The sequence below is a fragment of the Photobacterium sanguinicancri genome (genome assembly GCF_024346675.1).
Classification (GTDB): Bacteria; Pseudomonadota; Gammaproteobacteria; order Enterobacterales; family Vibrionaceae; genus Photobacterium; species Photobacterium sanguinicancri.
Map to the genome: position 1 here is coordinate 885,938 of NZ_AP024851.1, position 15,486 is coordinate 901,423.

The 15,486-nt window shown below is 44.1% G+C and carries 12 protein-coding genes and 1 pseudogene; all 13 read right to left on the reverse strand.

The features are described from left to right. Positions 1-28: 28 nt before the first annotated feature. Positions 29-1,243, reverse strand: a pseudogene (choV, locus tag OCU87_RS20990) (choline ABC transporter ATP-binding protein); the annotation flags it as partial. Positions 1,244-1,245: 2 nt separating this feature from the next. Beyond that, on the reverse strand, positions 1,246-2,088 hold the full coding sequence (gene choW / locus OCU87_RS20995; protein WP_062687766.1) for a choline ABC transporter permease subunit: 843 nt from the start codon (positions 2,086-2,088) through the stop codon (positions 1,246-1,248). A 62-nt stretch (positions 2,089-2,150) separates the two neighbouring features. After that, positions 2,151-3,089 carry a choline ABC transporter substrate-binding protein gene (locus OCU87_RS21000; protein WP_094956579.1) on the reverse strand — a complete coding sequence of 313 codons (939 nt, stop codon included), beginning with the start codon at positions 3,087-3,089 and terminating at the stop codon, positions 2,151-2,153. Positions 3,090-3,184: 95 nt separating this feature from the next. Then, positions 3,185-5,017 (reverse strand): choline dehydrogenase, encoded by a 1,833-nt coding sequence (locus OCU87_RS21005; RefSeq protein WP_261859318.1) that lies wholly within the window; start codon positions 5,015-5,017, stop codon positions 3,185-3,187. A 22-nt stretch (positions 5,018-5,039) separates the two neighbouring features. Next, positions 5,040-6,500, reverse strand: a complete 1,461-nt coding sequence (betB, locus tag OCU87_RS21010; protein WP_261859319.1) for a betaine-aldehyde dehydrogenase — start codon at positions 6,498-6,500, stop codon at positions 5,040-5,042. 19 nt (positions 6,501-6,519) lie between these two features. Further along, on the reverse strand, positions 6,520-7,116 hold the full coding sequence (betI, locus tag OCU87_RS21015) for a transcriptional regulator BetI (protein WP_094956582.1): 597 nt from the start codon (positions 7,114-7,116) through the stop codon (positions 6,520-6,522). A gap of 614 nt (positions 7,117-7,730) precedes the next feature. Beyond that, positions 7,731-8,309 carry a HupE/UreJ family protein gene (locus tag OCU87_RS21020; protein ID WP_261859320.1) on the reverse strand — a complete coding sequence of 193 codons (579 nt, stop codon included), beginning with the start codon at positions 8,307-8,309 and terminating at the stop codon, positions 7,731-7,733. 57 nt (positions 8,310-8,366) lie between these two features. Continuing rightward, positions 8,367-9,194: a formate dehydrogenase accessory sulfurtransferase FdhD gene (gene fdhD / locus OCU87_RS21025; protein WP_062687762.1), complete on the reverse strand. Its 828-nt coding sequence runs from the start codon at positions 9,192-9,194 to the stop codon at positions 8,367-8,369. Positions 9,195-9,263: 69 nt separating this feature from the next. After that, positions 9,264-11,426 (reverse strand): sigma 54-interacting transcriptional regulator, encoded by a 2,163-nt coding sequence (locus OCU87_RS21030; RefSeq protein ID WP_261859321.1) that lies wholly within the window; start codon positions 11,424-11,426, stop codon positions 9,264-9,266. A gap of 191 nt (positions 11,427-11,617) precedes the next feature. Then, entirely contained in the window at positions 11,618-13,765 is a 2,148-nt protein-coding gene (gene fdhF / locus OCU87_RS21035; protein WP_094956585.1) for a formate dehydrogenase subunit alpha, read from the reverse strand. Between the two features lie 23 nt (positions 13,766-13,788). Next, positions 13,789-14,337, reverse strand: a complete 549-nt coding sequence (locus OCU87_RS21040) for a 4Fe-4S dicluster domain-containing protein (RefSeq protein ID WP_062687801.1) — start codon at positions 14,335-14,337, stop codon at positions 13,789-13,791. 239 nt (positions 14,338-14,576) lie between these two features. Further along, positions 14,577-15,035: a hydrogenase maturation peptidase HycI gene (gene hycI, locus OCU87_RS21045; protein WP_062687758.1), complete on the reverse strand. Its 459-nt coding sequence runs from the start codon at positions 15,033-15,035 to the stop codon at positions 14,577-14,579. Then, positions 15,035-15,478, reverse strand: coding sequence for a formate hydrogenlyase maturation HycH family protein (locus OCU87_RS21050; RefSeq protein WP_261859322.1), 444 nt, complete (start codon positions 15,476-15,478; stop codon positions 15,035-15,037). The genes hycI and OCU87_RS21050 overlap by 1 nt, the downstream gene beginning before the upstream one ends. Positions 15,479-15,486: the final 8 nt, after the last annotated feature.

The following is a 15,486-nucleotide window of genomic DNA, read 5'->3' on the forward strand; positions in this document are numbered from 1 at the left end:
CTTTGTGGGTTCTAGCCTGAGGCGTCTTACTCTTAAAATTACCCAGTAAGGCGTCATAAAGCTCACTATTGTTTAACACCCCAACCAGCTGACTATTTTCTACTAATAGAATAGGCTGATCACTGCGTTGCTTCAGCTCAATCGCTTCTCTCATCCCTATCTCTGGGCTCGCCTGCACCACCATGGTATTGTCGATATCATTAATCTCAATAGACTCGTCATTCCAATCCACCAGCACTTTGTCGGTATCAACTAAGCACAGTCCCTGCTGGTGCTGCTCAATCCATAAGTGTTGGCTTGGGCAAATCTCGACACGTTTTCCATCATGCTTCAAGTCCTCACGCTTCAACTCGTCACACTTTATGTCCTCACACTCTAAGTCATCAACAGGCAGCATGAGCGAACGCCCTTTTAGCACATTGAGGGGATTGGTATGCGCCACAAAATCTCGCACATAGTCAGTTTCTGGTGCGAGAATGATTTGCTCTGGTTGACCATGTTGGATCAGTTTACCCGATTCCATAATCGCGATGTGATTACCTATTTTCAGCGCCTCATCAAGATCATGACTCACAAACAAAATGGTCTTATTGAGCTTTTCTTGTAACACGATCAGTTCATCTTGTAACTGAGCTCGAATCAAGGGGTCTAGCGCCGAAAAAGGTTCATCCATCAATAAGATATCAGTATCCATTGCGAAGGCTCGTGCTAGCCCGACACGTTGCTGCATACCGCCAGATAGCTCATGGGGATATTTAGATGCCCACTCACTCAGGCCGACCATCTCGAGCTGCTCTTGTGCTTTTTTCCGTCGCTCAACTTTTGAAATGCCCTGCATCTCAAGGCCAAATGCCACGTTATCGATCACATTGAGCCAAGGCATTAAGGCAAATTTTTGAAACACCATAGATACGCGGTGAGTACGTAAGTGACGAAGTGTGGCTTCATCGCAATCGGCAAGGTCGACATGTTGATCGCCGTCTTTTACTTGCAGTTCACCACGACTAATAGCATTCAAGCCATTAACCGCTCGCAATAAGCTCGATTTACCTGAACCAGAAAGCCCCATCAATACACAGATTTCCCCTTCTTTAACGCTTAGGGAAACATTATCGACACCCACAACTTGCCCTGTCTCATCAATAATGTCTTGTCGAGATTTACCTTGATCAAGCAAAGAAAGGGCTTGCTGTTGTTGCTCACCAAAAACAACGTCGAGGTTTTTAATTGTGATTGCGTCCATGATTAAGCCTCTTTCTGGTTAGGTGCTTTGCATAAGCGGTCAAGAATAATGGCAACCAGTACTATAGCTAAGCCAGCTTCAAATCCTTGAGAAATATTAACGGTATTTAACGCACGGACGACAGGTTTACCTAAACCATCCGCTCCCACCAATGCCGCAATCACCACCATAGAGAGTGATAACATAATACATTGCGTCACCCCCGCCATAATACTCGGCAGTGCCGCTGGCAACTCGACTTTAAATAACAACTTCATGCGACTGGCACCAAAGGCTTTACCTGCTTCAATCAGCTCTTCAGGCACTTTTATTATGCCTAAATAGGTCAAGCGAATGGGTGCCGCAATGGCAAAGATAATGGTCGAGATCAGACCCGGCACAATTCCCAAGCCAAATAGCACTAAAGTCGGAATAAGATAAACAAAGGTCGGTACGGTTTGCATCAAATCTAATATCGGCCTTAGCAAGGTATAAAGCCATGGTCGATGCGCAGCCATGATCCCAATCGGTACGCCAATTAATACGGAAATCGTTGTCGCTGCAAAGACAAGAACAAAGGTTTCCAGCATTTCTTGCCAATAGCCAAGATTCAGGATCATCAGTAGTGCACCAACAACGAACGCCACTAACGGAATACTTCGATGTAAATACCATGCAATGGCTGCGGTCATCAAAATAGGAAGCGCCGGTGGCATCCACTTAAAAATATCGACGACAAATAGGATTATGTTTTCAAGGAAAAAAGAAATCGCGTCAAAGAAACCCGCAGCATTGAGTGTTAACCAATCAACACCCGTTTCCATCCACTGGCCAACAGGGATTTTGTTATTCGTTATAAAATTCAAAATGAGACCTTAAATTAATAAGGTGATCAGATCCCTAGACGAGATCCCCCACCCAAAAGATGTTACGCGTTCGAATTGATGTAGTGAGTAACGGCTTTTGTCGCTTCATCGCCACTGCGTGTTTTCACACCTTTAAGCCATACTTCCACTTGGGCTGGATTTTCTTTTAACCATTGCTGCGCCGCTTTTGAAGGCTGCACTTTTTGGTTAAGAATGGCTTCCATTAATTGGTTTTCCATTTCTAAACTAAACTCAAGGTTTTGCAGTAGTTGGCCAACGTTTTTACACTCAGATAAGTAATCCTTACGCACATTGGTATACACATTGGCGCCACCATAATTAGGGCCAAAGAAATCATCACCACCTGACAAGTATTCCATTTCAACGTTGCTGTTCATTGGGTGCGGTGCCCAACCAAGGTAGACGATCCATTGGTTGCGGCGAACGGCACGCGTGACTTGTGACACCATGCCCGCTTCACTCGACTCCACTAAGTTAAAATCTTTGAGTCCAAATGCTCCATCATCGATCATGTCTTGAATCAGGCGGTTACCATCATTGCCAGGTTCGATACCATAAATACGATCTTTGAATTTATCGGCATATTTTTCTAAGTCAGCAAAGCTTTTTACCCCAGCGTCATACACATACTTAGGTACGGCTAAGGTGTACTTTGCCCCCTCCAGATTAGCGCGAACGGTTTCGACACTGCCATCCTCACGATATTTAGCGATATCTCCCTCCATAGTGGGCATCCAATTACCAAGGAAGATATCGATATCACCGTTTGCCATTGATGAGTAGGTAACAGGGACAGAAAGCAAATCCGTTTTGGTTTGATAACCTAACCCTTGTAGCAATTCTGTTGTAACTGCTGTTGTGGCCGTAATGTCTGTCCAGCCGACATCGGCGAATCGCACGGTGTCACATTGATTGGCATAGGCATTGAGCGCAAATGTACTAAGAGCAAGTGTTGAGAGCGTTTTTGTCATCATAGACATGTTATTTTCCTTGTAATGATTACTGACTTACTTAATAAACTCATTGTTTGGCGAGCAGCCAAGTTAACAAGTTGACTAATTAATAATTAGACCCTTTAAGATGCTGATTCTATTTCTCTTTTTGGTTTTTTAATGCGTTGTTTCTCTTGCCATTCAGGTGCAATCCAAACAGGCAAGTTCGTTGAGGCCTGCAAGGGGTTATTCAAAATCATGTCCGACACACGCTCTGCAACCATAATGGTTGGCGCATTCAGGTTACCGTTAGGAATAGTCGGGAAAATTGATGAATCAACCACGCGCAAGTTATCAATGCCGCGCACTTGGCACGCTTCATTGAGTACCGCCATAGGGTCATCGTCAGCCCCCATTTTGCAGGTACAAGACGGGTGATAAGCACTTTCTACATTTTGCTTTACCCATTCATCGATTGCGGCATCACTGGTCACATCAAGCCCGGGTTGAATTTCATCACCGCGGAATGCATCCATGGCGGGCTGTTGTAATATCTCGCGCGTTAAGCGAATACAGTCACGCCAATCCTGACGATCTTGCGCGGTGGAAATGTAGTTAAAGGCAATATTAGGTTTGTCGTGCGGGTTTGATGATGCAATCGACACCGAACCACGGCTTTGTGGTTTATTCGGCCCTACATGCACTTGAAAACCATGACCATCAAACGCGGCTTGGCCGTCGTATCGCATTGCAGCAGGCAAGAAGTGATATTGAATATTTGGCCACTTCAACCCTTTACGAGAACGAATAAAACCACAAGATTCAAAATGATTGGTTGCGCCTAGCCCTTTACGCGTCAAGATCCACTCAGTACCGATCAACCCCTTGCTAACCAAGCCAAGCTTACTGTTAAGGGTGATAGCTTGTTGGCAATGGTATTGAAAATACACTTCGAGGTGATCTTGCAGGTTCTGCCCTACACCAGGTAAAGCGTGTTGCACTTCGACACCAGCTGCGTCAAGCACCGCCTTTGGTCCAATACCAGAAAGCTGCAACAATTGCGGCGAACCAATAGATCCAGCGCAAGAGATCACGTCTTTATTGGCATAATGTCGGTGTAATTTACCGGCTTTCTCAAACTCGACACCAATGGCTTTCTTACCATGTACCGTGCCTTGAGAGCTATTTTGAGAGTAACCTTGAGAGCGGCCTTGCGAGCTATCTTGTAAACTGTCTTGTGAAGCACCTTGATAGCTGCCTTGAGACCTATCTTGTGAATTGTCTTGTGAACAATCTTCCAATAGCACTTTGCGCGCCACAACACCTTTCATTAGCGTGAGGTTTGAACGCTTTAGCGCACGCCTTAAATAGGCATTCGATGTGGAAGATCGGATCCCTTTATCTACCGTCATGTGCATCGGGCCAAAGCCTTCTTGCTGGTAGCCGTTGTAGTCTGGTGTTTCTGGGTATCCAGCCTCTTTACCTGCATCAATGAAGGCCTGATAAAGTGGATTTAGCTGCATGTCGTTACCATTACAAGTACCAACAGGCCCTTGCCCTCCTCGGTACTGGTCTTCGCCCCCAACCCAAGATTCTGCTCGACGAAAATACGGTAAACACGCTTGATAGTTCCACCCCGAGGCACCTTGCGTTTCCCACTCATCAAAATCACAAGCATGACCACGCACATACACCATGCCATTGATTGAAGAACTTCCCCCTAACACTTTGCCTCTTGGGCAGTGGAGTTTGCGACCATCGAGCCCATCTTCTTGCTTGGTTTCAAACTGCCAAGCATATTTTTCTGAATTCATGGGATAAGAAAGCGCTGTTGGCATCTGAATAAAAATACTCTTGTCCGTGCCACCAGCTTCAAGCAATAACACTTGGTTTTTACCACTTTCAGTTAGCCTATCTGCCAACACGCAGCCAGCCGAGCCCGCGCCGACGATAATATAATCGTAGCTTTGTTCCATTTTTGTCTCTCCGAAAGTAGGGTTAAGCGTAAGGGCTGGCGAAGCTGCCTAGCTCGATAAGTACACTTTTTGTTTGGGTGTAATGGCGAAGTGTTTCAGGCCCATTTTCACGGCCAACACCTGAGTGTTTATAGCCGCCAACGGGCATTTCTGCTGGCGAGTCACCCCACGTATTAACCCAACAAATTCCAGCTTGTAGCTGATGAATCACACGGTGAGCAAGAGAGAGGTTTTGAGTGAATACCCCTGCGGCTAAACCATAATCAGTATTGTTTGCGCGAGTGATAACCTCTTGTTCATCTGTAAATGTCAGTACAGACATAACAGGGCCAAAGATCTCACTTTGGACATGTGGCATCGCATCGTCACAATCAACAAAAACCGTAGGGGCAACAAAGTTACCTTTGTCTAAACCGTGTGTTGTCACCTGATACCCCCCCGTCAGTAAAGTCGCACCACTTTGTTTTGCATGCTCGATAGCAGCCAATACTTTAACGAGATGGTCTTTGGAGATCAGTGCGCCGACTTGGGTATCCATATCTAGTGGATCCCCCACTAAGAGTTTTTCCGTCCGCGTTTTTAGCTGTGCGATAAACGCTGGGTAAATAGACTCATGCACAAAAACTCGCGTACCATGCGTGCAGACTTCACCTTGGGTGTAAAAGTTCGCCACCATTGCAGCAGAAACAGTGTCATCGAGTTTCGCATCGGCAAAAACGAGCATTGGCGATTTACCACCCAGCTCCATAGTGACTTGTTTAAGCGTTTTAGCGCTATCTGCCATCACTCGCTTGCCAGTGCCTGATTCGCCTGTGAACGAGATCTTTGCAATATCAGGATGAGCGGTGAGCATTTGGCCAACACGGTGATCACCTTGAACGACATTAAATACACCATCTGGTAGCCCAGCTTCGGTGAATATTTCAGCCAGCTTTAGTGCCGTAAGTGGGGTTTCTTCTGAAGGTTTAAAAATCATGGCGTTACCCGCTGCTAAAGCGGGAGCCGATTTCCACATTGCGATTTGGATCGGATAATTCCATGCCCCAATCCCAGCACAGACGCCTAACGGTTCACGGCGAGTGTAAAAGAATTGGCTCTCGCTGAGTGGTTGTTGCTCGCCCTGCAATGTCGGGGCAAGGCCGGCGTAGTATTCAATCACATCCGCGCCACTCGCAATATCGACTTCTAACGCTTCTTGCAGTGGTTTTCCTGTATCAGCGACTTCAAGTTTCGCTAATTCATCGTTGCGACTGCGGAGAATACTCACCGCTTTAAGTAAAATTCGACTGCGTTCTAGTGCCGTCATTGCAGACCAAACCGCAAACCCTTTTTGGGCAACATCAACGGCATGATCAACGTCTTGCTGACTCGCCTGTCCAATATTGGCAATCGGTTCGCCATTGGCTGGATTATAGGTGGTAAAGGTTTCTCCCGATGTCGCAGCATAAGCGCGTCCATCGATATACAGTGATTTCATTTCCATGTGAAGATCTGACTTTTCGTTATTGTTGTGAATAGAAAGTAAGTTGCTTATCTAAATAATCATTGATAATCAATTCAGCTTTGCTTGCATCTATGCCTTCAGGGTTGAGCGTCCCTCGCAACCAAATACCATCAATTAAAGCCGCGATACCATGCGCAATTAACTCAGCTTGGTCTTTGTTAAATAAGGCTTTGAGCTCAATTTTAAGATGAGATAACAAGCGCTTTTCATTAACACGTTGCAGCCTTTTTAATTCAGGATCGTGTACAGAGTATGACCAAAATGCTAACCAGGTTTTGGCCACTTTGCTCTCGGCTTGGTAGCCAACAAAATTACCGTCAATGATCGCGTTAATGCGTTGCAGGTGAGCATCTGCTGGCAATTCGCGCAATCTAGCCGTTATGGTTACCGACAACTGGCGTAATATTTCACGCATGGTTTCTTCAAGCAGGCCATGCTTGCCACCAAAATAATGGTTAATAATTCCAGTTGATACACCCGCTTCTTTGCTAATTAATGAAATGCTCGCTGAATGTAACCCGACTCGATCAATCACCGTCATGGTGGCTTGAACAAGCTGAGGCTTACGTATTTTTGGCATCCCTACCTTAGGCATTACTTCGACCTTTTATTTTTAATTGAACGCTTAGTTAAATATAAAGTACACGAAATAAATTAGAACTCAAATCATTTAACTCACAAATAAGTTACAAACATGACAAAAAACCACAACCAAACGACCACTTCACCGTCACCCACCAAAAGTAAAAAAGAACTATCCGAGCCAAATCCGATGACAAGACAACTACAATAAAATCAATATAAACAGCAATATAATGGCAAAACTTGCATTTTAATCCTGAAATACATCAAGCCGACATGAATCATAGAAAGCGCATCGATCGAGCACTCAGAAAAAACAACCATAAAAATTGTTTAGCTCACTAAACATTTCAACTCTACACATCATCCTCACTCGGAAGTTGGTCACTTTTAAAGCAATAGATTATTTTTAGAGCTATGGTCGTTTTAAAGCACAAATGACAACGAAAGACATTACGAAGAGAAACACGATGAAGGGAGACTTATGATGGAAGGCGTTATGGGGTGAGTCTTGATGTCGAAAAGACAGATAACATGAAGATGAGTACAACGCACAAGAGTTCTTTGTTTTGTTGCATTAAAAAGCCCCCGACTCTCGAGGGCTTATGTATATAGCTTGAGCTGGCTTTAACCAAGTAAAGCAATACACGCACCGCTCGCGGCAACCACTGGCGCCATGAAGCGAGAAGGAATAAAGCGCGCAAGTTGGTAGCCCAAAGAAACGATAATGGTCGATGCTAATAACATGCCCGGTGCAAATTCCATTAACACCGCACCACCCAGTTCAGCACCGTGCGCCCAACCGTGGAACAGTACTAAAGTTACAGAAAGGCTAAGTAAGACAGTGTTGGCGAGGCTTGTTTCTTTATTGCGCATTTTCCACATCGTCGCCGCAACCACAAACACCGAGCCTAAAATCAAGGTTTCCATCCCTGTAATTGCACCGCTCAACTCACCTAACAGTACACCAGCGAACATAAAACCAAGCACAGATGCCATCAAAGCAAAGCCTTTTTTTACACTGTTTGCTTGGCGAGCAACAAACCCCATGGCCAGTAACATCACTAAGTGATCAAGGCCAAAGAAAGGGTGAACAAAACCTTCTAGAAACGAATTATGCAAACCATGAACACCAACATGTGCAGAAGCCAGTGGTGACGCGATCAACAACGCTGCTGACATGCAGCCCAAATGTGTTTTTTTCATTTTAAGTGCCTACTTATAAATACGATAAAAGAATGAAGTAAAATACTTACCGACAAACTATTGGTGGCATGTCACCCGCTCTGGGTGCGTGTACACATCGGCACGTCCTGGGCGACAAAAACCCACTAAAGTCAGGTTCGATTGTTGTGCTAATTCCACGGCCATCATGGTCGCAGCTGATATCGCAAATAAGATTTCAACACCCGCAATAACGGCTTTTTGCACCATTTCAAAACTGGCGCGGCTGGTTACTAAAATCGCCCCACCCTCTAATTTATTTTTGATGATATAGCCAATCAGTTTATCCAGCGCAATATGACGACCTATATCTTCTTGGATCGCAACAATCTCACCATTTGGCGAAAGATAAGCGGCAGCATGGGTCGCTCCAGTAATATTATTGAGCTGCTGATGCTGCTTGAGTTCTTGCAACGCACTGTCAAAGCTCGCGATGTCCATCGTCAGTTGGTTACCCACAGTAGAAAGCGGCCTAACAACTTGATCAAGCTGCTCTGTACCACAAATGCCACAACCTGTTCGACCCGCCATAGTGCGTCTGACATGTTTCAACTGTTCAAAACAGCGGTTGCACAATTCGATATGTAGCTCGATGCCTTTCACGGTGTGAACAATGTCGATATCGTGAATATCACGATAGTGTTGAATAATGCCTTCCGATAAAGAAAAACCTATCGCCAAGTTTTCTAGCTCGGTGGCAGAGCACATTAGTACAGTATGTGAAATACCGTTATAAACCAGTGCGACCGCAGATTCAGAGGCTAAATTATCAAATTCATCTTTATCGAACGTATTTTTACGATAGCGAGAGACCTTGTGAGAGTCATACACGCAGGCATGTTCTTCACACTGTAATACTTCGTGCATTATAAACCATCCTGGCTTATTCATTAATTCAGATAGTAATTAGCCTCAACAATCTATCGTAAAAGCTAATTACCCATTATTGGTAAATGATTTTGATGAAATACCTAGCCGCTGCATGCGTGATAATAAGGTGGTACGTTTTAGTCCCAACCGAACAGCGGCACCTTTAGGCCCAGCAACAATCCCATTTGTTTCTTTTAGAACTTGAATAATATGTTCGCGCTCTATATTTTTAACTGTCGACAAATCATCTCTTTCAACTAGCGTTTCAATGTCTTCTGTTATCTCTTGTGATTCTGAAAAATTATCACTTTTAGGTAGCAATGCTTTTAATTCATCTGCGGGCAGATTTAAAACATTGCCGCGTGTTATCACTACCGCTCGTTCTATGACATTCCTTAATTCTCTTATATTACCAGGCCAAGGTAGCAAAGAGAGCAAACGTACCGTTTCTGCGGGAATACTGGTAATATTCCGCTTCATCTGTTTAGCAATGACACGGGTGAAATGTTTTGCTAACAATGGAATGTCTTCGCGCCTTTCTCTTAATGGCGGTAATACAATTGGAAACACATTCAATCGATAGTACAAATCACTTCTAAATTCTTTATTTTGTACCATTTCCAACAGGTCACAGTTAGTCGCAGCGATCAACCTAACATCCACAGGGATCAACTGGTGTCGACCTATTCTTTCCACTTCTTTTTCTTGCAACACTCGCAACAATTTAGGCTGAAGTTCTATCGGCATATCACCGACTTCATCAAGAAACAGTGACCCTTTATTAGCCCGTTCAAATCGACCAATCCGGTTTGATAAAGCCCCTGTGAATGCCCCTTTTTCGTGGCCAAACAAGTCACTTTCAAACAAACCTGACGGCACCGCCGAACAATTCATTTTCACCATGTCTTTGTTACTGCGGTGACTTAAATCATGAATAGCTTTAGCAATCAGTTCTTTACCTGTGCCTGTCTCGCCTAAAATCAGTACAGTGCAATCGCTATCTGCGACCATAAGCACTTTTTGTAGCACGTCATTCATAATGCCACTTTGGCTTATGATGTCATTGAACACTTCATGCTTTGGCTCTTCATCATTTAACTTAATAACATCACCAACACTGGCTAATGACATTACTTCTTGGTTGGTTTGAAAGTTAGCCATCGCCATTGCTGCACGTGCTGCAATTTGATGGAACAACGCCAAGTTACAACTTTGAAAATAATCTTTATCGCGATGAACAAGTTTCATCGCTCCCATGACTTTATGACGGAAAATCAAAGGCAATATACAAGCCGATTGTAATCTTTGCGGTATTAACTTACTGCAATCTTTATACGACAAACTTAAATCAGAAATGTCGTCCTTATTAAATATAAAAGGCTGCATTGTTTCTAACACACAAGAAGCGGGTGTATCTTCAAACTGGGTGTGCTGAACGATGCATTTTACATTGCTTGATTCCACATTATCGGCGTCATAACAACAAAATCTTTCGGTTGTATTTTCTGACGACATTAAGCTGAAGCACTCAATGTTAAAATACTTCTTTAAATGTTCAAATAAGGTTCTGGTCAGATCTTTCACTTCAACCTGACTAATAACTGCGTTTGTGATGTCGACTAATATTTTATTTTCGTCAAGGCTCCCTGTCGACTCTTCTTCGTTACTTAAAAAAGCTTCCCTTTCAACAACCGCTTCTAACGCAAAGGCAATAATAGATGATAATTGCTTTAGTTTTTCTAGCGTGTTGTCATCAAACTTTATTTCATTATTGATGAGAAATTCAACCCCACCATAATGTTTAGTTAATGTTGTCAGTGGAAACTGACAATACATTCTTAAATTCTTATATAGCTCATTTTTCACTAAGCTCGGGTATGAACTAAAAAATTCACCGTCACTTAAATAATTAACGATTTCATTATCACCATCATCATGCTCTGGCAAACAGTAATTAAGTTCAACCAACTTAGGCTCGTGGGCATCTTCAGGTGAAACATAAACCAAGGAGCTACGATCTTCATTGTTTTCATGAAGGATCAAATTAATCCGATTAATCGGCACAAAATGAAATTCAATCCTATTCAAACAAAGTATGAAAGATGGAATATCTGTGGCGGTTAACAGTACTTGCGCTAGCTCTTGAAAATCATCATCCCACTTGGCAGAGATACTCTCGATTAAGGGTGCATTCTTTGTCCTCTGCATACTATCCATAATCCAATACAAACAACATTATCAAGAGGTTACACTAGCAATATAGTTGCACATTGATACAGCTCAACTTGATAACTCTTTAGTAGTACGCCACTTACTCGTACTTGTATCAATGTGGCAACCGTCACGATTGCCACATCAATATTTCAGCTCACCCGCTGCAAGTTATGCTTTCTACATAACCTTGCTTGGGTACGACAGCATTATGATGTTGCTAATGCTGCCTTTTTTAACTTCAATTTCAGTGCGCTGTATTCGACCTGAACATGGTTTTCGGCCCAACTTTGATCAACGATTTTCTCAACGTTAACGGCACAATATTTATATTCAGGGGTGCTAGAAATTGGATCAACATGTTCTATGGTTAACTCGTTACAAGCACCAATCCACCATTGGTAAGTCATGTAAACCACACCACGGTTAACACGCTCGTTTACTGCTGCACGACTGATGACTTTTCCTCGACGAGAAGACACCCATACCAGTTGCTGATCAGCAATGTTTAGCGATTTGGCATCGTCAGGGTGAAGCTGAACATAGCCAGGTTCATCTGCTAATGTCTGCAGCGCTTTACAGTTACCTGTCATAGAACGGCATGAATAGTGGCCAACTTCACGTACTGTTGAAAGTACAAACGGATAATCACTATCAGGCTGCTCAAGTGGCGCGCGCCATTCCGTTGCAAACAACTGCCCTTTACCACTCGGTGTTTTAAAGACGTTACCTTCGAACAAGAAGGAAGTCCCAGGGTGATCTTCTGTTGGACATGGCCATTGAACACTTTTAAGGCCCGCCATTTTTTCATAGGTCGCCCCAGCAAAACTTGGACACAATGCTCGTACTTCATCCCAGATTTCTTGGGTGTTGCTGTACGACATTGGGTAACCCATCGCTGTAGCCATCAAACTGAAGATTTCCCAGTCAACTTTGACATTTTCAGGTGGATTTACCGCTTTATAGAAGCGTTGGAAACCACGGTCGGCGCTGCTGTACACACCTTCATGTTCACCCCAACTTGTCGCTGGGAAGATAACATCGGCCATTTCGGCGGTTTGGGTCATGAAGATATCTTGAACAATCACCAAATCCATCGCACGCAACGTTTTACGTAAAGCGGCTAAGTCCGCTTCGGTTTGCGCTGGGTCTTCACCAAAAATGTAGAAGGCTTTACATTCGCCATCTGCCACTTTGTGGTTCAAATCAGTTAAACGGTACCCCGGTTTAGATGGCAATTTCACTCCCCAAGCATGTTCAAACTTGGAGCGGACATTCTCATCTTCCACATCTTGGTAGCCTGGGTAGCGGTTAGGTAGCATGCCAATATCACAGGTACCTTGTACGTTGTTCTGACCACGAACAGGACCAACACCCACACCGCGACGACCAAAGTTACCTGTCATCAAGGCTAGGCTGGCAAGCCCTTTAACCACATCAACCGCTTGACCAAACTGGGTCACACCCATGCCCCAAAGGATCATAGATTCAGGCGATTTCGCGTAAGTACGCACTGCAAGACGGATATCACTCGCTTTCAGGCCAGTAATAGATTCAACGTATTCTGGAGTGTATTTCGCCACTTGTTGACGGTACGCCTCGAAACCTTCAGTGTACTGTTCAACGTAATCGCGTTTATAGAGACCTTCTTCAATCAATACGTTCGCGAACGCATTCACTAAGGCCATGTTTGAACCATTTTTCAGTGGTAACCACTGATCGGCAATACGTGCTGTTTCAACCATCCGAGGGTCACAAACAATCACTTTCGCGCCGTTAGCTTTGGCTTTAAGAATATGTTTCGCCACTACAGGATGAGAATCTGCTGCGTTGTAGCCAAACACCAATAAGCATTTTGTATCTTGAATTTCAGTAATCGCGTTGCTCATTGCGCCATTACCTACTGTCGCCTCCAGACCGGAGACTGATGGAGCGTGTCAAACCCGGGCGCAGTGGTCGACGTTGTTAGTCCCTATAACTGCACGGGCAAATTTTTGCATTACATAGTTGGCTTCGTTACCCGGCCCACGGGCAGAACCTGTTGTCATGATCGCATCAGGACCAAATTCTTTCTTGATGCTCAGTAATTTTTCACTGGCAAATGAAATCGCTTCATCCCATGAAACCACTTCAAGCGCTGCGTCTTTATGACGACGGATCATCGGATTTTTCAAACGCGGCGTCAGTAAATTAGTATCGTTTAAGAAGTCCCAACCGTAGTAACCTTTTAAACAAAGTTCACCTTCGTTAGTACGGCCGTTTGCCGCTTCTGCTCCAACTACTTTGCCATTTTCTGTCAATAAGTTGAGCTTACAGCCCGTTCCACAGTAGGGACAGACAACTATTGTTTTTTCCATAACACTCTCACTTGTTATAACATTTACAAAGCAGCAACTGCGGCAATTGACTCTGCAGCGGCTTCGCGTTTTTTCTTCGCTATCTTCTCTATGTCTTCAGCTTCGATTAACTGTAGGGCGTTAGTCGGACATACCTGAACACATGCGGGACCCGTACTGCTCCCACTACATAAATCACATTTAAGCGCCTGCGCCTTTGGCACTTTCATTTTGAAAAGCGCTGAGTCTGCACCGTTATCAACCATATCGCTGACAACAGCCATCGCACCATATGGGCACGCAATCACACACGTTTTGCAACCAATGCAACGAGACTGAATAACTTTGATTTGGTTATCTTCCGACACTATGGCGTTGTTCGGACACACTTGTGCACAAGGTGCGTCTTCACATTGGCGACATAATACGGGTGTCGTTACTTTCGCGTTTTTAATCAACTTTAAGCGCGGATGAAATCGTGCAGGATCAATCGATGAGACAGAGTTCTCTTCTGAATGAGAAAGTACGCATGCCACTTCACAGGTACGGCATCCTATACAACGATTGGGGTCTGCGAAAACAAACCTGTTCATGACACTATCCTCTTTCTTTTTCTCACTTACTTCCAATAAGCTGTCGAAAATATCCATGACACCAATTCGTATAATGCATAAGGTGTACCAATTTTTAATTCACCGTTTAAAACATCATAACGCATTGATTTATCAATAGGGTTGGAATAACAACAGCTTCCAAATACCTCAAGTAAAGAAGTGTCGATGTCGACATCGACACTTCGTCATCAGAAATGACGAACACAAATAGCGGATATTTATACCGCCGCAAAACCACCATTACCTTGCCAAGTCGGCAATGATTGATACACGGTTGTCACAGCGTCGCGCACCATGTCTGTCATGGGGAACGAAAACGCAACTATGGCTGGCTGAATGCCAACAAAGGTGACTTCAGGCACAAAGGTTTCCAGCTCTTCAATCAAGAAATTAAGCGGCAAGCAATGGGTCGACATAATGAACATTTCAGCAATTTGATCAGGTTCAATAATCCTGATCTCCCCTGCTTTCTCGCCAATTTCGGCGGCATCGATGATTAAGACACGCGCGGGGGATAGTTCTCTGATCTGATGAACATAGTTTTCAGGGGCACTGCCACCATCAATCACAACCCAATCGGCCACCGGATTTTGCTGCATCATTTCCGCTAATAGCGGGCCAGCGCCATCGTCACCCATCATGCTGTTGCCAACGGTTAATACGATATTTTTGCTCATTAGCGACTTCTCACCATTAAATACATTGTGGGTTCGTGGTAAATCTCGGTCAGTACTTCAATCAATCCTGCGGTTAAGGCTTGTTGCTTTTCATCTTGCTCTTCAACAGGAATGTTCGAGAAAGCCCCCGCTAGCATGTGAAGATGATCGGGATAAATGGTGATTTCACCAAAGATGAAAAAGCCCGCCATCTTTCGGTAGGCTTCACTCTCTTTAGGTAACTTCTCTACCCAAGCTTTGTATTCGTCTCTGGTGCATTGCAATACGGTTTTCAAGCAATCGACGACACCAAGGTGGTGACCAATAGCAAGGCTGTAATACAACACTTGCTTGGCTTCTTCGGGTACATCATATTGCTCATCAACAAACTTACGGCTAAGCGCATAAAACATGACATTGTCAGCTTTTAGCGCTTGTTCGGCCTCTTTTACTTCTTCTGACATACTGGCCT

Bases quoted from the DNA above. Each gene is read 5' to 3' on its own strand.
- OCU87_RS21000 (WP_094956579.1), bottom strand. From the start codon at position 3,089: ATGTCTATGATGACAAAAACGCTCTCAACACTTGCTCTTAGTACATTT.
- OCU87_RS21005 (WP_261859318.1), bottom strand. From the start codon at position 5,017: ATGGAACAAAGCTACGATTATATTATCGTCGGCGCGGGCTCGGCTGGC.
- betB (WP_261859319.1), bottom strand. From the start codon at position 6,500: ATGGAAATGAAATCACTGTATATCGATGGACGCGCTTATGCTGCGACA.
- betI (WP_094956582.1), bottom strand. From the start codon at position 7,116: ATGCCTAAGGTAGGGATGCCAAAAATACGTAAGCCTCAGCTTGTTCAA.
- OCU87_RS21020 (WP_261859320.1), bottom strand. From the start codon at position 8,309: ATGAAAAAAACACATTTGGGCTGCATGTCAGCAGCGTTGTTGATCGCG.
- fdhD (WP_062687762.1), bottom strand. From the start codon at position 9,194: ATGCACGAAGTATTACAGTGTGAAGAACATGCCTGCGTGTATGACTCT.
- OCU87_RS21040 (WP_062687801.1), bottom strand. From the start codon at position 14,337: ATGAACAGGTTTGTTTTCGCAGACCCCAATCGTTGTATAGGATGCCGT.
- hycI (WP_062687758.1), bottom strand. From the start codon at position 15,035: ATGAGCAAAAATATCGTATTAACCGTTGGCAACAGCATGATGGGTGAC.
- OCU87_RS21050 (WP_261859322.1), bottom strand. From the start codon at position 15,478: ATGTCAGAAGAAGTAAAAGAGGCCGAACAAGCGCTAAAAGCTGACAAT.